Source organism: Myxococcales bacterium (assembly GCA_016703425.1).
In the GTDB taxonomy this organism is placed as follows: domain Bacteria; phylum Myxococcota_A; class Polyangia; order Polyangiales; family Polyangiaceae; genus JADJCA01.
The window spans coordinates 982,496-1,001,116 of record JADJCA010000002.1 but is presented as its reverse complement, the minus strand read 5'-3'; the positions used below and the strand labels follow the sequence as shown (position 1 = coordinate 1,001,116).

Genomic DNA, 18,621 nt, shown 5'->3' with positions numbered 1-18,621 from the left:
GTCTGTGGATCGAGATGCCCGCAAGGGCGCGGTGCCGCTCTCCCCTTGACGGCCCGCCGTGCGCCGGGGGAAAAGGGCCGGCCATGGCCAAGGAATCCGCAAAAGAGCGCGGCGTACTCCGCAAGGACTTCGAGCGCGCCAAAAACGTCCACCCGACCGGCATCACCGGCAAGGAGAAGCCGTCCTCGATCATCGAGACGATGTTTCCGGCTTACGTCGGCCGCCAGGAGCGGACCGCCTTTGAGCTGATGCGCCGCAGCGTTCGGGAAGATTGCGCCATCTTCACGACCTTCTCGGGGGCCATGACGCCGGCCGGCCTGCACCAGTCATGCATCATCCCGCTCATCGAGCGCGGCCTCATCGATTGCCTCACGACGACCGGCGCGAACCTCTACCACGACGCCCACCGCGTCATCGGTCACCGAGTCCGCGAGATCGAGCCCAACGCCGGCGACCTCCAATACCGACTCGCCCGCATCATCCGCATCTACGATCTGGGCTTCTGGGAAGAGACCCTGCTCGAGACCGACAAGCTCTTCTCGGCCATCCTCCGTCGGCCCGAGTTCCAGCGGAAGATGACGACGCCTGAGCTGCACTACCTGCTCGGCAAGGCCATCAGCGAGATCGAAGAAGCGCTCGGCGTGAAGAGCCCGTCGCTCCTCTCGACAGCCTACCGCTACGGCGTCCCGATCTTCGTCGGCGCGGTGCAGGACGGCTCCATCTTTCTCAACATCGTCAAGTTGAAGCGGCTCCTCGGCAGCGAGTTCAAGCTCGAGATCGACGTCAACGACGACGTCTTCGAGATGGGCGCCATGCAGCACCACTGCTTTGGCACGCTCAAGAAGCCGATGGCCGTTTGGATTCTGGGCGGTGGCGTCCCCAAGAACTACACCCTGCAAGGTGAGCCGCTGCTCGACCAAATCCTGGGCGTGCCCACCACCGGCTTCGACATCGACGTCCAGTTCTGCGTCGACCCCGTCGACAACGGAGCCCTCTCCTCGTGCCCCGCCGGCGAAGGCCACACTTGGGGCAAGGTCTCCGCCGAAAGCGTCGCCACGGGGTCCGTCTACGTTCACTGCGACGTGACGGCCGTCTTCCCGTGGCTCACCTACGCCCTGTTGAGCGATCCGACGATTCATCGGAAGCCGCGCCGCCTCTACGACGCGCGGAAGGCCGCCGTCCAAACGCTGCAGCGAGAGATCGACAAGCGAAAGAAGAAGCTCTTGCCGACCCTCGAGTTTGATGTGCCGGCGCCCAAGGGTAAGGCGAAGGCCCAGGCCAAGAGAGGCGCGAAGAAGTGACGTCGCGCCTCGCAGCTCTCGCGCTCGTCTGCGCTGCGTGCGGCCCCGCGGTGTCCCCCGTCGCGTCGCCCGGCGCAGCGACGGCGGGGGCGTCGCCCGCTTCCTCGGTCGTCCCGGCGCCCCGTGAAGAGTCGGCGCGCGCGTCCACCGTTCGCTTCGACGATCTCGGCATCGCGTTTACCGTGCCGCCCGGCTATCGCGTCCTCGGCGACGAAGAGTTGGCGGCACGACTCGCCAGCACCGCCGACGTCCGTCTCCAGCGTTCCCTAAGGGAGCGCGCGTCGCAGAAGCAGGGGCTCCCTCTTCTGTCCCTCGAGCGGCCGAACGGTGACGCGAACGACTTCTTGACGGTGTCGCTGTCGGTCGTCCTCGTACCGCGCGACGCCAAGGCGTCGGAGCTCATCGCGCTTCAACAAACGCAGATGAGCGAACACTTGGCCGGCTTCAAGGTCGAGCAGGCACCGCGCCCGGCAGCCGCGAAGGGTGTCGTTGGCGTGGACGGCTCAGAGCTCGTCGCCAAGTACCTCGTGAAGCGCGGTGGCGAAGCGCGGCGCGCCTCGTCGCTCTTCCGCGTCTTCGTGCAGAACGGCCTCGCGACGCTCGCAGTGGCGGTGTGGCCCGAGGGCGCGGCGGTTCGCGAAGAGGAGGGGCGTCTGCTCCTCGATGGTCTCTCGTTCTATGACGCGAAGAGCGCCCCGGCGGGCTCGCAACCCTCCCGGTAGGTCACGAGGCGCGGGTGACAGCGGGCCCCATGGCCTCCGCTACTTCGGCAGGTGAAAGCGCTCGGGGTTGTTTCGAATGGCTTCCAGGTAGAACTCGGAGGGCTCGTGCGGCGGCAGCTCGCCGCTCTCCACGGCCGACTCCAGGGCTCGCTTGATGTCGCCGATGAGGCGCGACGGCGGAAGGGCGAAGGTCTTCATGATCTCGTCGCCGATGCCCGATGGCAAGGGAGGCTGCTTCGCGTCGGCCTCCGCCAAGCTGCGGATGCGCGCGTCGAGCTCGGAGATCTGCGACAGACCTTTCCGCTTCTTTTCGGGGCGCTTTGTCGTGATGTCTGCGCGGGCCAAGCAGAGCAGGTCGTCGAGGTGATCGCCCAGCTCGCGGGCGAAACGCCGGACGGCGCTGTCGGTCCAGGACGGCTCGTATTGGTTTGCGCGCAGATGATGCAAGACCAAAAAGCGAACCGTTGAGCGGAATGCCGGCTCCGACGAGAAGAGCGGCACGCGTCGGTCGATGCGATCGAACATTCGCGCGCCAACCTCGGCGTGCCCAAAGAAGTGCACTTTGCCTTCCGGCGAGATGGATCGCGTCTTGACCTTGCCAATGTCATGGAACAACGACGCCCATCGTACTTCGAGGCGCGGCACGGCCTGACGAACGACCTGCTTGGTGTGTTTCCACACGTCCTTGTGACGCCACTCGCCATCGCCAAAGCCCACCATCGCCTCGACTTCTGGGAACAACGTCGCGAGGGCGTGCGCGTCGAGCAAGGCATCGAGGCCCGCTTCGGGATTCCGTCCCATCACGACGCGATCGAGGTACGCGCGAACCTTGTCGGGCGCGTGCAGGAGCGCGGCGCCGAAGTCCTCGCGCGTCGACGTGGGGGCCGCCGCTTCGCCTTCCGCCGACTCCTCGGCCCGCGCCGCCGCCCACGCAAGGGCGTCGATGGCTGCGTCGGGCTTGCCGGGGCCGGAGTTGGAGGGGGGCGCGCTCATGGTCGGGAGCGCGCTTATAGCGCTCGTCCCGTGGATTTTCACCGAGCTTTTTGCGCACGTGCCCGTTGGCTCGGCGTTCGGTGTAGGGCTCGGGCCTGCCTCGCCGTTGGCGCACCTCCAGGATCGTGGCAGAAGTCATTTGATGGGCGCGTCAAAAGGCAACCCGGCAAGGTCCGGCCACGGGCCGCGTGCCGCAACGAACTCCCCGCGGCTAGTGCGGCTGCTCGCGCTGGGATTGGGCCTCACCGGCGCGTGCGGGAGCACCTCCATCGCGGATGTGTTCTCGCTCTCCGGCGACGCCTCGGTGCCCTCGGTCCCCGGCACGACGGTCGACGGCGGCAGCGGCGCCGATGCGGCCGCCTCTTCGGACGGTGCAACGCCGCAAGACGCAGGTCGCGTCGACGCCCGACCCGACGCACCGACTCCCGTCGTCGACGCTGGCGACACCGAGGTGCTTTGCTCCCGCGCCAGCGGCGCCACGTGCGACCTCAAGAGCAACGTCTGCTGCCGCCAGCCGGCCACCGACGTGTTTCTGTGTCAGGCCGCCGCGCTGCCCTGCGTAGGACTCAAGATTCCGTGCGCCGAAGAGGCCGATTGCCCCAAAGGCAACGTTTGCTGCGGCACCGTGAGTGGAGGTGCCGTCGTGGGCATTCAATGCCGCAAGCCGACCGAGTGTCGCAACAACCAGAATCGCGTGATCTTGTGCAACGCGGACGACGCTGACCCGTGTCCCATCGAGGGCGTCTGTCAAGCGAGCGTGGGGACTCTTGTGGGCTACGACCTCTGCTTGAACTGACCTCGGCCACCCGATCGTGTCGCCGCGCTTGCGCGAGGGGTCAGGAAGGGCCCAGAATATGCGGCCCATGCTGCCGCGAAAGATATGGCTCCTCGCCCTCGGGACGACCTCCGCCGCGGCGACCGCGCTCGTACTCGTCGCGGCGTGCTCGCAGCCGCCTGAAACGAGCTTCGGAAATCCCGCGGGCTTGCGCCGCGACAACATCCCCGGCGAGGGCGGCGTCGAGAAGCTCATTTGCACGGGCGTCGCGATCTCCGACGGTGGGGGCGGCGGTGGCGGCGACGGGGGCAACTGCGCCGTGTCGTTTTCCCGCGATCTCTTCCCGCTCGTCACGGGCCCCTGGAAGTGTGTCGACGCGAAATGCCACGGCGGCACCTCGCCGCCGACCATCAGCGGAGCCAACGCTGCCGCCGCCTACGCGTCGATGGCCGCCTACACCATCAAGGGAAGCCCGCACCCGTACATCAACCCCGACGGCGGCGGCGAACCGGAGAAATCCGACTTCCTCTGCAACATGCTCAGCCAGTGCGGGCAGGGCATGCCCCAGAGCTCGCCAACGGTGCCGAGCCGCGCTGCCACCAAGGACGAGGCTTGCCGCATCGACGCGTGGCTCCGTTGCGGCGCGCCCAACAACTAGCGACGTCAAGTCCTCGGCGACTCCCTAGGTTGCGAGCGCGACCTCCACTCTTCCGTTTCCCCGGGGTGTCGCCTTGCTGTACGGTACCCGCCGTGCGCTTCTCGTTCCGCGCGATCACCGTCGCCGGCTTCCTTCTGGCCACCGCCCTTTCAGGCCCACGTGCGCTCGCCGCGCCTCCTGAGGACGTCGCGACGGTCATTGAAAAAGTTCTGAGCGACGATTTTGCGAACGCCAACTACGGCGATGCGCGAAAGAAGCTCAAAACGCTCCTGGATCGCTGCAAGAAGGAGAGCTGCCCCCCCAAGCTGACGGGCCAGGTGCACATCGCCGCCGGCATGGTCCTCGTCCAGATCGGCAAGACCGACGAGGGCAAGGCGAGCTTCGCCGAAGCGCTCAACATCGACGGGACTGCGGCACTGCCGACGTCGTCGGCGGTCACGCCGGCCATGAAGACGGCGTTCGCCGACGCGCAGCGCTCGTGGATCGTCGCCAACAACCCCGACGACCCGGGGAAGGCCTCGTGGACCAACAAGCAGGCCCTCGACTACGCGAAGCAGGCCATCGCCGCCGACGCCGCCGGCAACCTCGGCGACTGCATCGAGAAGGAAAAGGCGGCGCTCCAGATCGAAGATCAGCCGCGCGGTCGCTTGCACCTCGCGTCTTGTTACGAGCGCTCCGGCAAGGTCATCGACGGCCTCCGTGAGTCGCAGAAGGTCCTCGCCGCTGGCATCCAGAAGAACGATGCCGTCATCATCAAAGCGGCGCAGGCGCGCATCAATGCGCTCTTGCCGCGCGTGGCCAAGATCGGCTTCGAGGTCCCCGCCGGCGTCCCCGACATGAAGGTCACCTTCGACGACAAGGTCGTGCCGAAGGAGAAGCTCTCGCAGAAGTTCTCGATCGATCCGGGCAAGCACAAGATCCACGCGGAAGGCACCGTGCGTGGCGTGCTCCTCGTCTTCGACGAGGTTCGCGAGGTGAAGGATGGCGAAAACGCCCTCGTCACCGTGACGCTGAAGCCGAGCGCCCTGACGGAAGGGCAAATCGCCTGCATGTTCGCGGCGAAATCGCAGGAAGACATCCTCAACTGTCTCCCGCAAGACAAGAAGCCGCTCGTCGTGCGCGTCGGCCTCGATGTCGGGACTTACACCGACACGACCAGCGTCCAGGTGCTCACGCCCGGTCTCAACGCGTCGATCACGTCGCCCACGCAAGGTTGGAACGTTGGCGGAAGTTACCTCGTCGACATCGTCTCGGCCGCGTCGCCGGACGTCATCTCCACGGCGTCACACTTCTTCCGCGACACGCGCCACGCGGGCGCCGTGAGCGGCGGTTACAAGCCGAGCTTCTACGGCGCGCAGGCGAGCGCGAGCTTGTCGGTCGAGAACGACTACACGTCGCGGAACTTCGGCGCCACGCTCCTCGCCGAGCTCATGGACAAGCGGTGGACGCCGACGCTCGGCTACTACCGAACGCAGGACACGATCGGTCGCGCCGGCACGAGCTACGACGTCTTCAGCCGAGAGCTCGGCATCAACGAGATCGTCGCCGGCAGCTCCATCGTGATGACGCCTACGGCGGTCCTTCAGCTCGGCTTCACGCTGCAAAGCGAGCGTGGCGATCAGTCCAAGCCGTACCGCTACGTGCCGCTGTTCCCCTCCGGCGTCGGCATTCCCATCGGGGCCACGTACGATCAGGTCAACGCGTTTCGGCTGCCCACGCGCCCCCTCGAGCAGCTGCCCGTGGCTCGCGAGCGCTACGCGTTGGCGGGCCGGTACATCAAGCGCATCGGAACGGCGACGCTCCGGGCGGAGGAGCGTGCGTACTTCGACACGTGGGGCGTCAAGGCTTCCTCGACCGACGTGCGTTACCTGCTCGATCTGACCCGCCGCCTACGCGTCGGGCCCCACGCTCGCATTCACTTCCAGATGCCCGCGAGCTTCTACAAGCGCAAGTACATCGGCACGCTCAACGCCGACGGCTCCATCGACCTCCCCAAGTACCGAACGACGGACCGAGAGCTGGGCCAGCTCCTCTCGGTCACTGGCGGCGGAACGGCGCGGCTCGAGCTGTCGCCGCCCGAGGAGAAAGTTCAGTTCGGCATCCAGCTGGACGCCGACGCCATGTACACGCGCTACTTCGATGCGCTCTACATCAAGTCGCGCCTTGCCCTGTGGGGGGTCCTTCGTTTCGAGGCTGAGTTCCAATGACGAGGAGTAGTTTTTTTCTCCTTTCGGCGCTGGTCCTTGGGGCCGTCCCCGCCTGCAGTGACCCCATTCAAAGCGGGATCATCGAGGCGCAAGGCAAGGAAATCGAGGGGATCCCCAAGGGACCGCTCCATCGCTCGGGGCAGCCTTGCGTGGCTTGCCACTCGAAGAACGGGCCCGCGTCGAACTCGATCTTCACCGTCGCCGGGACGATCTTCCAGGGGCCGAGCAAGCTCGTGGGCGTCAACAACGCCGAAGTCCGTATGACCGACTCGCTGGGCACGAAACACGTCACGAAGACCAACTGCGTTGGTAACTTCATGGTGAAGCCCGACGAATGGGACCCGAAATTCCCGATCCTCGTGGCCGTGGCCAAAGGTGGAACGCTTCGCCGCATGAACTCGGTCATCGGGCGCGAAGCGAGCTGCGGCTCTTGCCACACGCCCAACCTCGACCGCGATCCCACGAGCCAACTCGTCCAGGTCTTCCTTTTCGGCACGGAAGAGGTCGGCGCGGGGCCCGTCGAATGCGAAGTCGACCCGAGGATTCGATGACCCCTGCGAAGCCCCCCTCGTCGTTGCAGAAGCTCCTCGCGGTGTCGGCGCTCAGCGTCTTCGTCGCGTGCTCACCGAAACCTTCCGGCGAAGACCTTCGCGTCGCTGGGCCCAACGTGCAGGACTTCACGGCGCCTTGCCAGCCCATCGGCGACGGTGGCGCGCAGGCCTGCGGCGTGAGCGCGATGCTCGAGCGTCGCTGCGGCTCGCTCGACTGCCACGGCTTTTCGCGTCGCCCGCTCCGCGTCTACAGCAAGTACGGCCTACGCCTCCCGCCCATCGAAGGCGACGGCGGTTTCGAGCCGGGGCTCGGCGAGACCACGCCAGAAGAGCGCTCCGCGAACTACCGTTCGGCCGTGGGCGTCGAGCCAGAGCAGACCGAGCTGGTCGGCAAGGGCGACGGGGAGCCCAACACGCTCTTGCTCTACAAGAAGCCCCTCGGCATCGAGCGGCACAAGGGCGGCATCGCCTTCAACAAGGGCGATGACAGCGAGGCCTGCCTCCTCTCCTGGCTCAAGGGCCAGACCGACAAGGGCGCGTGCGGCAAGGCCGCTGAGCTTCCGTAGCCCGGCGCAACGCCGACAACAGGGTGGCGCCGGACGACGCAGTTCGGGGCGGGCGACCGACGTCGAGTCCCCGTTCGTGCTGAAATTACCCGTCATTTGGCCCGGGTCTAAGGTCGATGGGGGATGCTTCCCCCGTTTCTCGGGAGGCGGCCCCCAAACCGGCCAGTGGAGCGTCCAGGGAATTCGCGAAACGCTCTCGTGTTACACCGATGAAACAAGGGCTTTTGCGCGGCCCACAAAGGCATACGCATTGGCGGCACGCCGCCTGCATTGAGCCCTGTCCGATGCGCTCGTTGGTCCTTGCCCTGATCGCCTCTGCAGCCGTCGCTGGCTGTGCGAGGAAGCCCGCGCCCGCGGGCACCTCCGCGACGGCGCAGGTTGTTCAGGCGCCGATCACGGCCGCCGAGGCGGCGCCACGTGAGAAGCAGCCCCGCATCAAAGACGGCGCCGTCTACGTCGACGGGAAGATCACCGGGTTCCTCAAGTTCAACGAGCTTCCCCCGGGTCTCGTGGGCGTCGTCGATCGCCCCGGCGAGACGGAGTTCGGCTTCGCCTCGTACCTCAAAGCCCTCGGCGTCGACGTCGCCAAGGTCCGCGCGCTCCACATGCACGGTGGTCGGGTGTCGATGCTTCCGGGCGACTCGCTTCGCCGCGGCGGCGACCGCGTGCGCTTCGTCTTCCGCGGCGACGGCACCGGTCCCGCGCGTCCGCGGTTCGCCGCTGGCATTCGGCCGAGCATGGGCCTCAACACGGCCATCGACATGATCAGCGCCGTCTCCGTCTACGTCGACAAGGAGCCGCCCCGCGAGAACGCCGACTTCGTGCTCGTCTACCCCGACGGCAAGCTCGTTGGCGAAGGCATGCCCTATGCGGACGCGGAAGCCAGCGCGGGCACGCGCGTCTACTTCGACGGCAAGCTCGTTAGCATCGTCAAGCGCAAGTCGCTCAGCAATGACCTGCTCGCCACCGACGACCTCTCCAAGCCGAAGTTCTCCCTCGCGGCCTACCTCAAGGCAGCCGGCGTCGACACGCAGCACGCCAAGCGCGTTGAGCTGCTCGGCACCGACGGCGAGTTCGTCGGCGTCGAGCCCAAAGAGCTCGCCTCCATGACCTTCGCGGTCCCCGCACGCAACAAGGGGCTCGCTGTGATCGACTACGGCACGACAAGCGACCGCAAAGCAGCGATTCAGATCTACCAGCACAAGACACCGCCTCGGCGCGCCCTCCCCAACGGAGAGAGCACCACGGCGCCGACGGGCAGCAAAACTCACACGGGTTGATAGGAAAGGGAGCACGACATGAAGGCACGCATCCTCGGTTTGATGGCGACGAGCACGGTTCTTTCGATTGCCTCTGCGGCCGTCGCCCAGCAGGCCGGTGGCGCAACGGAGCAGGTGCAGCGCTCGAGCGTCGCGCCCGCCGTCGTTACCGTTCGCTCACCCAGCGAGGTCGAGAAGTCAGGTCGCGACATGCTCAAGAACCCCGACCCCCAACGCGCCGGTGCCGGTGCCGAACAGGGCGTCTTCGGATGGCACAAGGACGAGGCCACGGGGCGTCAGTTCGTCACGACGGTCTACATGGAGAGTGCCGACCGGGAGACCAACCCGAAGAAGGCGCTCATGACGATCCGGTGCAACTCGTATGAGATGCTCGCGACGGAGGCGCCCAAGCTCGTTGCCCAGTCGGTCCTCCAGGAGCAGGAAGGTCGCCGCACGGCCCACCACCCGTGCATGTCGAAGCGTCCTGACAAGAAGGGCCGCTACCTCGTCGGATACGGCAACGACTTCAATCAGAACAGCCCGTCGCACTACGTGACGGCCATCGACCATATGTGCAACAAGCTCGCGGCGCCCGTCGTCGTCAGCGTGCCCTACACCACCGACGACGGTAACTCCGGTGGCTGCAGCGAGTTCCAGGCGTTCAACCGCCCCGACGGCAACCAGGGCTGGATCGGCCAGTACCTCGTCACGAACGCGCAGATCGACGCCGTGATCCCGGGCAACCTCACCGGCGACGGCCAGCAAATGGCTGACGACGACATCGCCTACGTCACGAGCCTCTACCTCAAAGACACGCCGGCGGGCGTCGAGGTCGTCAAGGATTGGCACGGCCGTGCGGCCGGCGAGACTCGCTTGTACCGCACCCAGGGCGACGCGAACGCGACTCCGCCGGTTCTCCCCACGGATCTGCCGCTCCCCGCGAAAGACTACCCCGAGCCCGTTATCTCACCGGGCGACATCGCGCGCGGCCAGCGCCTGATTCAGCTCATCGACAACGAGCGCTACGTCTTGTGCGCGCCCTACGGCAACGATCGCCCCTCGATGCACATCGAGTGCGCCATCGGCAGCACGGCCACCGGCACGGTTCAGTGGCGCTCGAAGGTGCTCGTGGGCGACGGCAAAGAGAACTCGAACATGGCCCACTGGAACCAGGCCAGCATCGAGATGCTCTCTCCGAACCGCATCGCGCTTCACGCCCTCGCCGGCAACGGCCGCGGTAAGAACACCGACATCAAGGGAAGCAGCGTTCCCTTCACGTTCGTGTTCGACGTCGTTGGCAACGCGCTCGTGAAGGTCGCGGAGTACAAGGGCGCGCCGGTTCACGGGCCGCACTCCTCGATCTGCACCGGCAAGCGTGGCGCCGAAGGACAAGAGAAGGACACCATCTTCGCCGTGAGCCAGCCGCACACCGGTGTCGGCTCCTCGGGCGGAGCCTTCCTCGGCTTCGACACCGACAAGAAGATCCTCACGATGAACGAGAAGACCGACAAGTTCCGCACCGCTTGGTACGCCGACGGTCAGCTCCTCTCGAACTACTTCGGCGAAAACCCCATGAACCAGGGGCGCAACTACTCGTTCTGCATCGGCGACGTGCCCAACCTCGGCTACCAGGTCGAGAAGGGCTGGATGAAGGACGTCAAGTCGTTCTTCGTGACCGGCGTCAACGGCCGCCAGCCCGGCTTCGCCCGCAACGCCTACTGGCTCAGCTTCGTCGCCGGCGTGACCAAGTACCCCGTCGCGTCGTTCGTGAACCCCGTCAACGCGTCAGAAGCCCAGTCGACGCCCCCGGTGGCCGACCCGACGCCGGCGCCCGCCGCGAAGAGCGAGTCTTCGTCCGGGTGTGGTTGCAGCACGCCGGGCAGCACCAACGGCTCGAACTTCGCCGGTGGCCTGCTTCTCCTGGGCTTGGCCCTCGGCGGAATTGCCGCCCGTCGTCGCTCGTGAAAACATAGGTCGCATGACCCGCTTTGCATCGTCCTTTGCTTTGCTCACGGCGGTGGCCGTCGGTGGCGTGTTCGCCGCCGCCGGCTGCGCGACCGAAGAGGCTGCTGAGAAGAAAGAACCCGTCGGTGGCGCGACACAGTCCGAGGCCGGCCTTGAGGCCAAGAACTTCTTCATCGAACGCGTCTACGACAACACCCGCGGCGACAAGACCGACCTCAAGAGCGGTTGCGGCGGCTGTCACTCCGGGAACGGGGAGGGGGGTCGGTCTTCTTGGCGGCCACGGCCGACGGCACGTACGCGCGCATCGAGGGGTCGGCCGGTCTCATCGCTGGGCCCGGCCGCAGTCCACTGGTGAACCACCTCCACCAGGACAAGACGATCTCGATGACGCCGCAGCTCCGCGCGCTCCTCACGCAGTGGCTGAACCTAGAAGCGACGGCGCGCGGCCTTGAAGGCGGACTCAAAGTGGCGCCCACGCTTGCGGAGGCTTACAAGGCCTTCGCCGATTGCATGAACTTCGACGTCTGGAACTACTACCGCGTCGGTGACTTGCCCTTCTCCCAGACGGACCTCGAGGGGCCCTGCATGGGTTGCCACGCGACGGGCCAAGGCGGCGCGTACCTGCCCCCGGCGTCGCGTCAGTTCTTCGACAAGTCGAAGGAGTTTCCGTTCATCCAGAAGTTCGTCGTTGGGCAGGTCAACAGCTCCGGGGCCTTCGAGAAGCTGATCCCCGCCAATCGCTTCGTCGACAAGTCCAACGAGATCTGTCCTGACGGCAAGTTGGACTGCCACCCGACCTTTGGCCTCGCTCCGAACGTGCAGGAGGGGATCACGTTCTTCATTCAGACGACGCTTCAGAACTTGGCTGGCGGGACTTGTCAGACGGGCGTTCCCACGCTGGTGCAAGACGCCGGCCCCCGAGACGGAGGTAAGGACTGATGAAGACGCTCAGCGGGAGCTCGCTCCTATTGACCATGGGTCTGGCCGCGGCGGCGCTCGTCGCCTGCTCCTCGGAGGAGGAGGCGCCGACGAAGTCCGGTTCGTCTTCGGGCGGCGGCAGCAGCAGCAGCATCGCCGAAGCGAAGGCGTTCTTCGTCGGGAGCGTCTACCCGAACCTTCAGAAGAACTGCGCCAACGGCTGCCACGACAAGGGCCAGCGCGGTGCGCCGATCTATCTCTCGGACTCGGGTGAGGGGTCGTACAACGCCATCGAGGGCATCTCGGGGTACATCGCGGCGCCAACCTCGAGCCCGCTTCGCCAGAAGGGGCTCCACAGCGGGCCCGGGTTCACGGACGCCCAGGGCGAGCTCGTCGACAAGTGGCTCAAAATGGAGGTCAACGCGCGAAAGCTCTCCGGCGACACCGGCAAGCCCGCGAACCTCCGTGAAGGCTTCAAGAAGTTCGGCGAGTGCATGAGCTACAAGCGTTGGATGGAGCTCAAGCTCAACGAAGTGGCTACGGTCGCGACGCTGGGGAATACCGGCCCCTGTTTCTCATGTCACGTCGTCGGTCAGTCCTCTCTGTGGCTGAGCGAAAACAGCGCCGAAACGTTCGCCAAGTTCACGCAGTATCCCTACATCCAGAAGCTCGTCGTAGGGCGTGTGAGTTCCTCTGGTAGCTTCGATGGCCTTGAAGGCTCTCGACGGCTGATGGACAAGGGCACTGAAGCGCAGCAGCCCCAGTCGAACTCGCACCCGCGCTACACGTTGTCCACGGAGCAGACCAACAACCTCACGCTTTACGTCAACGAGACGCTCACCAACATGAGCAGCGGCAATTGCGTGGGTGACCAACCCGACGGCGGCGCCGACGGCGGCAAGAAGTAACGCCGGGAACTGCAACGGGCATCGCTGCTTAGGAGGTTTGCATGAAGGCTTTGACGCGTGTCGTAGTGATGGTTGCCCCGATCGTGGCGGCCGGTGCCTTGGTCTTCGCCTGCGACGTCGAGGACGAAGAGGCCGGCACCGGCAAGAAGCAGTTCGGTGGCACCGACGCCACGACATCGACTGCGACTGACGCGTCCGGCGGTAGCGACGCTCCCACGACCGTGCCCGGCCTGTGCGCAAAGGTTGGCGGACCCGGCGGCGTCGGAACGCTTTCGGACAAAATCATGGCCGCGGCCCAGGCCGACTGCCGCATCGGAATCTACTTCTCGCGGCTCGCGGGCGGTGGACGCACCCACGTTGTGGAGTGCATGCGTCGCCACCTCCAAGAAGCCTTCGGCTGTCCGGGGGTCGTCTACGCGGGCTCGAAGTCGTCGTCTGGCCAGAATTGCCGGTCCATGGGCAACGCGCACGACGACATCACCAGCATCGAAGGCAAGCAGGGCCTCAACCAGGCCGACTTCCAGGCTTACCTCGAGGCCGCCGTCGCGCAGTTCAAAGCCGCTGGACTCACTGACGATGAGCTCGCGAAAATTCGCAGCGTCTTCCTCGGCTACCAGGGCGACGTTGCGCCGCGCGCCGGCAACACCACCAACACGTATTGCACGTGCGCCGGAGGAACGTTCACTCCTGCCGGCGGCCAACCGGTCGCGTGCATCCCGGACGGTGGCTACATCATCCCGGTGATCGACGCCGGCACCGATGCGCCCGTTGTCAGCGACGCGGCGCCCGACACCGGGACACCCGTGCAAGATGCATCCGACGACGGCGGCTGAGCCGGCGCCCGGCGCCGTGCTCGCTCCCGCCGCGGGAGCGCGACGAACAACGGCGCGGCGCGTGGCTTCGTGGCTCGTTGGTGCCGCGGCCGCTAGCGTGGCTCTCATCGGTCTCGGCCACGTCGGGCCTGGCAAACGGCTTCTCGGCGGTCTCTTTGGGGCCGCCGCTCCCGGCTGCCCCGTCTCCCTCAAAGGTCTAACCCCCCAAGAGATCGAAGCCCACCGCGCGAGCTCGTCGCTCGTCCTCGCCGGAGAGGCGGCACCCAAGTCGCGCAGCGCAGGACCGTTTGTTATTGGCGCGACGACGCGCAGCGACGTGACGTCGTGGGCGCTCGCTACGAAAGTCCGTTGCGACGACGCGCAAGAGCGGACAGCCCTGCGCTGCGCCGACGTGCCCGGCGCCGCGCTCGGCGCTGGAGCGTTGCCTGTCGCGAGCGACGTGCTCGTGCGTTTCGATCCGGGCGAGCGTGTTGTGGCGCTCGACGTCATGCGCGCGGCCGAGCCGGAGGCGGTGGCGTCGGCCCTCGAGCATCTGCTTCGCGACGTCGAGGCCCGTGTTGGGCCGCGCTCGGCGCTGATCGGCGAGCTGTCCCCCGCCTACTTTGCGGGGGCTGGCCTCAAGGTGACAACCGCGGAGTTTCGTTTCACGAACTATGCGGTGGATGTGAGCGCAACCCGCACCGCGGACACCGGCGCGTTTCGTCTTCGCGAGCAATATCGCGCTGTCGGCAGGTAATTTCCGCGTCGAAGCGGGCTCGGCGCCCCTCTGCGGGGGAGACCTCCCCCGCTCCGTGGCAAGGCGCGTGTTCAGGGGGCCCCGAATTCGCAGCTTTTGCCTTGTTCGTTCCCTCGCCAAGCGTGGCGCGGCCGATGCATCATTGGAGCTTCACGAAGGAGCCCCTCGGCCAAATGCAATCCCAGCCGCCTCCGAAAGACCCCAAGGACCTGATCGTCATGACCCGTCTCAACACGAACGGGCTCAAGCGATTGGCGGACGGAACGCTCGTCGAGAAGTCTCCCCTCGGCTCGGTCCCACCGGAGCCGATTCGTGTTCCGCAGCGAGCGCCCGGCGCGCCTAAGACTCTCGTCGCGGCGGAAGACGAGGCTTACGGCGCCGACGCTTCCGAGGATCGCACTGTGGCCCTGGCGGCGGCCGATCCGAAGCGCGTCGGCAGCGTCGAGAACGACGTCTTTACGTCCGCACCCCCGAGCCCCTCGGCGATGCCCCTTGCATCCTCTTCGCGCGGCCCGGCGGAGCCGCCGCTCGTCGGCAAGAGCGAGCCGCGAAGCAGCGCCAGTGTCGCAAGCGTCGCAAGCGGGGTCGTCATCGACGCGCGCCTCGAGATGGAGACGCCGACGGCGATGTTCGTGAAGGACATTCAGGCGACGCTGAAGGAAGAGCTCGCGAAGCAGAAGGCCTCGACGCCTGCTCCTGGCCCCGTCTTTCAGCTCGACGCGCTTGATGACCCGGCGCCGGCCAGGGCCAACTCGAAGGAATCGAAGAGCGAGCCCAAGCAACGCCACGCAGTGAATCCCTTCGAGGCGACCGCTCGTCTCGAGCCCTCCGACGGCAGGAAGGCCGACCCGTTCAAGTCCGTTCCGCCTCCCCCGACGTCGAAGCCCGCCAGCCTCGCGCCGCCGCCGGTGAAGTCGGCTGCGTCTTTGCCGGCGCCGTTGCCCGGTCAGGCGAATCGGAAGAAGGATCCTGTCGCCGTAAGCGTGACGACCCGGCCCCAACGCGTCGAGCGCAAGGGCGGTTTCGTCGCGTGGGCGGCCGCGCTCACGGCGCTTGGCGTCTTCGTGGGCGTGGCGGGGGCTCGTGTCGCCACGGGCGGCGCGAAGTTCTCGTTCGCTCAGACGGCCGCCGCGCCGGCAGCGGCGCCAGCCACGCCGGAGGTCGGCTTCGCGCCGCGCGTCACGGTCCCCGCAGAGCCGGCCAAGGAGCCTCAGAAGGTCGAGGCGCCGGTGGCCGAAGCGCCGAAGGTCGAGGCGAAGGTCGAGGCGAACGTTGAGCCGGTGGAGCCGACGAAGCCCGCGGCTGCTGCGCCAGAGAAGGCCGCCGTCGAGAAGCTCGCGGAGAAGGCCTCCGAAAAGCCGGTGGAAGCCAAGGTCGAGAAGCCGGTGGAACGCCGTCCGGCGCGCGTCGCGCGGCCGGAGCCGGTGGAGAAGCCGGAGCCCGTCGCGAAGGCGAAGCCCGAAAGGGCCGAGAAGCCCGAGCCCGTGGCCGCCAAGCCAAAGCCCGAAAAGGTCGAGAAGCCCGAGGCCCCGAAGGCCACCGGCAAGTCTGCTGACGTGGCAGCCGCCGCGCGCGACTACGCCGCCGTCGAATCGCAGATCGGCCAGTCGCTCTAAGGCTCGGCGCTAAAGCGCACGCACTCGGACGCGATCAGGGCTGCGGCTTCTTCGCCGGCGCCAGCGCAGAGGGCTGACCCTGAGAGTAGGCGCGCTCGATGATGAGGCGTTCGCCAGCCTTGTCACGAGGGTGCATCACGCGCTCCGGCAAGCCGAGCGCGTCGATCGACGTCGTCCACACGCGACCGTCGTCGGCCTTGTGGCTGAGCGTCTTGGGATCTTCCCGCGTCACCGTGATCTCGAGCGGCCCTTCGACGCGCTGCTCCTCATCGTACGCTAGGTACTTGAGGTCCTTCGCTTTGCCGGACGCGACCTGCTGCGCGCGCACGGCCAAGGAGCTCTCCGTCTCGATGAGGCGGGGCGTCGAGAAGCTTCCTTTCACCTTCGTGCCGTTGACGACTCCCTCGTAGACGTAGTCCAAGGGGCCCTTGCCGCGCTTCAGCTCCACCGAGGTGACCTGCTTCTTGTTGGCCACCGTCATGCTCTTGATTGAGATGACCTCGCCCTTCGGCGTCGCGAACGTGGCCCTCACGGAGTCTGACACGGTCCAGGCGGTCTTGCCGTCGACGCGCTTGGTCGTCGCGGACGTCAGCACCTGCACGGTCCGAATCTGCGTGGGCTCCACGAACTCGTAGAGCTCGGCGAAACCAATGGTCTTGCCCTCAAGCTTCGCGATGCTGATCTCGGTGTAGACGGGCTGCGGACGATCGCCCGCCACCGTGAGGGACGTCACGAAGCCGCCCACGATCCGACGGAAGGTCTTCCGGTAGCCGACCTCGTCGTGCATACACAAGAGCGAGCCACCGTCGCGCGTGGAGACGCCGAGCTTGATGAGACCGCGCTTTTCTTCGTTGTTCGCGCCGGCGACAACGACGGGGACGTCGGCGTAGAGAACCGGGTGGTTGCCTTCGACCTCGACGGCGATTTCGGGCGTCTGGAGCTGGCCCTTGACGCCGTGCTTTTCCATCTCCTTCTTCACCTCATCGAGGTGGTTCTGGAGGAGCGTCCCTGCGTCCGTGCGCGCGCCGCGCACCCAACAGACCATGGGCCCGCCGGCGCCGATGCGGAACGTCAGCTGCGTCTGCGGCGTGCCGTCGCCGGAGGCGCCGGTGCGGAGGTCGGGGGGCGCGGTCGCCTGAAGCTGCCCGGTGAGCGCACCGCCCAAGGCGTTGACCGGGTGGACCGGGTATGCGCCGGATACCTCGCGTTCGCCGAGGGCGCCGTAGTCGACCTTCGGTGCCGTTGGCGCCGGCTTGCCGCCTTTGCCTTCCGACGCGCCGCCTCCGCCGCCGCCCCAGCGCTTCGGGGCGCCGCCGCAAGAGGTGAGAATCAAGCAGAAAGCCGAACCGAGGGCGAGCGTTCGCAACATGGCGCCCCCCGTATCTCGCAGCGGCGACGGGCGCGCAAGGAAAAGCGCCGCACGCCCACGCCTCCCTCGGCGGTGCGGAAGGCGGCGCTAGTTTACGCGGCTCGGCGAGCCACTGGCCGCCTTCGCCGGAGGCGGCACGCTGTCTGGTGTTTCGGCGAAATCACGGAGTTCGGCGCTCACCTTGCGGAGGTATTGCTGTTTGACGTGGAAGGGCAGGAAGGCGGCTTTAAAGCCGTTCAGGATGACCTGTTTCAGATCGCCCAGCGTCATGCCCATCTGAGAGTGGCAGAGCCAAAGCTCCTTCGACGCCGTCGTGTCGGTGATGAGCCGGTTGTCGGTGTTCACCGTCACGCGCAGACCCAGGCTGAAATAGAGCTTGAGCGGGTGGCTCGCCAGATCACGAATGGCGCCCGTTTGAACATTGGAGCTGGGGCAACACTCGAGCGCGATGCGGTGATCGTTCACGTAATGGAGGAGGTCGCCGTTCTCGCGTAGCCGGCAGCCGTGTCCGATGCGGTGGGCGCCACAAATGTGGATCGCCTGGGCGATCGACTCAGGCCCGTAGGCCTCGCCGGCGTGAATGGTCACGTTGATGTTGTTGTCGCGTACCAGCTGGAACGCCGCCCGATGGTGCTTCGCCGGGTGGTCATACTCGGCGCCCGCTAGGTCGAAGCCGACCACGCCGCGGTTCTTGTAAGCTACACACAGCTCCGCCATCTCGAGGGAGCTCTCGGCGGACACGTTGCGAATGCCGCAGATGATGATGTTCGACTCGATGCCGAAGTCGGCCTGAGCGGCGCGCAAGCCGGCGAGCACTGACTCAACGACGGCCGTGAGCTTGAGCCCGCGCCGCGTGTGGAGCATGGGGGCGTAGCGCACCTCCATGTATCGAACGTTCTCTCGGGCGGCGTCTTCCGCGAGCTCGTAGGCCGCACGCTCGAGCGCCTCCTTGGTCTGAAGCACCTTGAGGGTGATCTCGAAGGCGCGGAGGTATTCGACCAGTGAACCGCAGTTTTCGCCGAGGCGCATGGCCTTCCGAAGGCCGTCTTCGTCGCTCGCCGGCAGCTCGACGCGCTGCTTCTCGGCGAGGTCGAGGATCGTGCCCAGCCGAAGCGAGCCATCGAGGTGCACGTGAAGGTCGGTCTTCGGGAGGCGCTGAATCGTCTCGATGCTGTACGGCCCGTTCATCGGCGTCCGTATAGCACCCTTCCGACGGGTGTCATGAAAGGACCGGCGCGCAAGGC

The 18,621-nt window shown here is 66.6% G+C and carries 18 protein-coding genes; 15 read left to right on the top strand and 3 right to left on the bottom strand.

Annotated features, from left to right (window positions below; all coding sequences use genetic code 11):
- Positions 1 to 83: 83 nt before the first annotated feature.
- Together IPG50_10695 and IPG50_10690 are read left to right on the top strand one after the other, a co-directional pair.
- Complete coding sequence (locus IPG50_10695) at positions 84 to 1,301, top strand: deoxyhypusine synthase family protein (protein MBK6692660.1); 1,218 nt, start codon at positions 84 to 86, stop codon at positions 1,299 to 1,301.
- Positions 1,298 to 2,023 (top strand): hypothetical protein, encoded by a 726-nt coding sequence (locus IPG50_10690; GenBank protein ID MBK6692659.1) that lies wholly within the window; start codon positions 1,298 to 1,300, stop codon positions 2,021 to 2,023. Before IPG50_10695 ends, IPG50_10690 begins: the two co-directional genes overlap by 4 nt.
- Positions 2,024 to 2,062: 39 nt before the next feature.
- Here IPG50_10690 and IPG50_10685 read toward each other — a convergent pair whose 3' ends face one another.
- A complete protein-coding gene (locus IPG50_10685; GenBank protein ID MBK6692658.1) occupies positions 2,063 to 3,016 on the bottom strand; it encodes an HDIG domain-containing protein in 954 nt (317 codons plus the stop codon).
- 214 nt (positions 3,017 to 3,230) lie between these two features.
- On the opposite strand from IPG50_10685, the gene IPG50_10680 reads away from it, so the two are divergent.
- The 13 genes from IPG50_10680 to IPG50_10620 all read left to right on the top strand — a co-directional run bounded on the left by IPG50_10680 (position 3,231) and on the right by IPG50_10620 (position 16,008).
- A complete protein-coding gene (locus tag IPG50_10680; protein ID MBK6692657.1) occupies positions 3,231 to 3,812 on the top strand; it encodes a hypothetical protein in 582 nt (193 codons plus the stop codon).
- Between the two features lie 67 nt (positions 3,813 to 3,879).
- A complete protein-coding gene (locus IPG50_10675; GenBank protein MBK6692656.1) occupies positions 3,880 to 4,449 on the top strand; it encodes a hypothetical protein in 570 nt (189 codons plus the stop codon).
- Positions 4,450 to 4,541: 92 nt separating this feature from the next.
- Positions 4,542 to 6,656: a DUF3570 domain-containing protein gene (locus IPG50_10670; protein ID MBK6692655.1), complete on the top strand. Its 2,115-nt coding sequence runs from the start codon at positions 4,542 to 4,544 to the stop codon at positions 6,654 to 6,656.
- Positions 6,653 to 7,207 carry a hypothetical protein gene (locus IPG50_10665; protein ID MBK6692654.1) on the top strand — a complete coding sequence of 185 codons (555 nt, stop codon included), beginning with the start codon at positions 6,653 to 6,655 and terminating at the stop codon, positions 7,205 to 7,207. Before IPG50_10670 ends, IPG50_10665 begins: the two co-directional genes overlap by 4 nt.
- Positions 7,204 to 7,773: a hypothetical protein gene (locus IPG50_10660; protein MBK6692653.1), complete on the top strand. Its 570-nt coding sequence runs from the start codon at positions 7,204 to 7,206 to the stop codon at positions 7,771 to 7,773. Before IPG50_10665 ends, IPG50_10660 begins: the two co-directional genes overlap by 4 nt.
- Positions 7,774 to 8,057: 284 nt before the next feature.
- Entirely contained in the window at positions 8,058 to 9,053 is a 996-nt protein-coding gene (locus tag IPG50_10655) for a hypothetical protein (protein ID MBK6692652.1), read from the top strand.
- Positions 9,054 to 9,071: 18 nt separating this feature from the next.
- Positions 9,072 to 10,997 carry a hypothetical protein gene (locus IPG50_10650; protein MBK6692651.1) on the top strand — a complete coding sequence of 642 codons (1,926 nt, stop codon included), beginning with the start codon at positions 9,072 to 9,074 and terminating at the stop codon, positions 10,995 to 10,997.
- Between the two features lie 13 nt (positions 10,998 to 11,010).
- Positions 11,011 to 11,352, top strand: coding sequence for a hypothetical protein (locus IPG50_10645; protein ID MBK6692650.1), 342 nt, complete (start codon positions 11,011 to 11,013; stop codon positions 11,350 to 11,352).
- Entirely contained in the window at positions 11,349 to 11,936 is a 588-nt protein-coding gene (locus tag IPG50_10640) for a hypothetical protein (GenBank protein MBK6692649.1), read from the top strand. Before IPG50_10645 ends, IPG50_10640 begins: the two co-directional genes overlap by 4 nt.
- Positions 11,936 to 12,823 carry a hypothetical protein gene (locus tag IPG50_10635; GenBank protein MBK6692648.1) on the top strand — a complete coding sequence of 296 codons (888 nt, stop codon included), beginning with the start codon at positions 11,936 to 11,938 and terminating at the stop codon, positions 12,821 to 12,823. Before IPG50_10640 ends, IPG50_10635 begins: the two co-directional genes overlap by 1 nt.
- Before the next feature lie 41 nt (positions 12,824 to 12,864).
- Positions 12,865 to 13,656, top strand: a complete 792-nt coding sequence (locus IPG50_10630) for a hypothetical protein (protein MBK6692647.1) — start codon at positions 12,865 to 12,867, stop codon at positions 13,654 to 13,656.
- On the top strand, positions 13,634 to 14,392 hold the full coding sequence (locus IPG50_10625; protein MBK6692646.1) for a hypothetical protein: 759 nt from the start codon (positions 13,634 to 13,636) through the stop codon (positions 14,390 to 14,392). Before IPG50_10630 ends, IPG50_10625 begins: the two co-directional genes overlap by 23 nt.
- A 218-nt stretch (positions 14,393 to 14,610) precedes the next feature.
- Positions 14,611 to 16,008, top strand: a complete 1,398-nt coding sequence (locus IPG50_10620) for a hypothetical protein (protein ID MBK6692645.1) — start codon at positions 14,611 to 14,613, stop codon at positions 16,006 to 16,008.
- Between the two features lie 34 nt (positions 16,009 to 16,042).
- On the opposite strand, the gene IPG50_10615 is transcribed toward IPG50_10620, so the two are convergent.
- Both IPG50_10615 and add read right to left on the bottom strand, forming a co-directional pair.
- Positions 16,043 to 17,377 carry a hypothetical protein gene (locus IPG50_10615; GenBank protein ID MBK6692644.1) on the bottom strand — a complete coding sequence of 445 codons (1,335 nt, stop codon included), beginning with the start codon at positions 17,375 to 17,377 and terminating at the stop codon, positions 16,043 to 16,045.
- Between the two features lie 87 nt (positions 17,378 to 17,464).
- Entirely contained in the window at positions 17,465 to 18,565 is a 1,101-nt protein-coding gene (add, locus tag IPG50_10610; GenBank protein ID MBK6692643.1) for an adenosine deaminase, read from the bottom strand.
- Positions 18,566 to 18,621: the final 56 nt, after the last annotated feature.

Excerpts from the sequence above, each read along its gene's own strand:
- IPG50_10695 (MBK6692660.1), top strand. The coding sequence starts at position 84 with ATGGCCAAGGAATCCGCAAAAGAGCGCGGCGTACTCCGCAAGGACTTC.
- IPG50_10685 (MBK6692658.1), bottom strand. The coding sequence starts at position 3,016 with ATGAGCGCGCCCCCCTCCAACTCCGGCCCCGGCAAGCCCGACGCAGCC.
- IPG50_10675 (MBK6692656.1), top strand. The coding sequence starts at position 3,880 with ATGCTGCCGCGAAAGATATGGCTCCTCGCCCTCGGGACGACCTCCGCC.
- IPG50_10665 (MBK6692654.1), top strand. The coding sequence starts at position 6,653 with ATGACGAGGAGTAGTTTTTTTCTCCTTTCGGCGCTGGTCCTTGGGGCC.
- IPG50_10660 (MBK6692653.1), top strand. The coding sequence starts at position 7,204 with ATGACCCCTGCGAAGCCCCCCTCGTCGTTGCAGAAGCTCCTCGCGGTG.
- IPG50_10655 (MBK6692652.1), top strand. The coding sequence starts at position 8,058 with ATGCGCTCGTTGGTCCTTGCCCTGATCGCCTCTGCAGCCGTCGCTGGC.
- IPG50_10650 (MBK6692651.1), top strand. The coding sequence starts at position 9,072 with ATGAAGGCACGCATCCTCGGTTTGATGGCGACGAGCACGGTTCTTTCG.
- IPG50_10645 (MBK6692650.1), top strand. The coding sequence starts at position 11,011 with ATGACCCGCTTTGCATCGTCCTTTGCTTTGCTCACGGCGGTGGCCGTC.
- IPG50_10635 (MBK6692648.1), top strand. The coding sequence starts at position 11,936 with ATGAAGACGCTCAGCGGGAGCTCGCTCCTATTGACCATGGGTCTGGCC.
- IPG50_10630 (MBK6692647.1), top strand. The coding sequence starts at position 12,865 with ATGAAGGCTTTGACGCGTGTCGTAGTGATGGTTGCCCCGATCGTGGCG.
- IPG50_10625 (MBK6692646.1), top strand. The coding sequence starts at position 13,634 with ATGCATCCGACGACGGCGGCTGAGCCGGCGCCCGGCGCCGTGCTCGCT.
- IPG50_10620 (MBK6692645.1), top strand. The coding sequence starts at position 14,611 with ATGACCCGTCTCAACACGAACGGGCTCAAGCGATTGGCGGACGGAACG.
- IPG50_10615 (MBK6692644.1), bottom strand. The coding sequence starts at position 17,377 with ATGTTGCGAACGCTCGCCCTCGGTTCGGCTTTCTGCTTGATTCTCACC.
- add (MBK6692643.1), bottom strand. The coding sequence starts at position 18,565 with ATGAACGGGCCGTACAGCATCGAGACGATTCAGCGCCTCCCGAAGACC.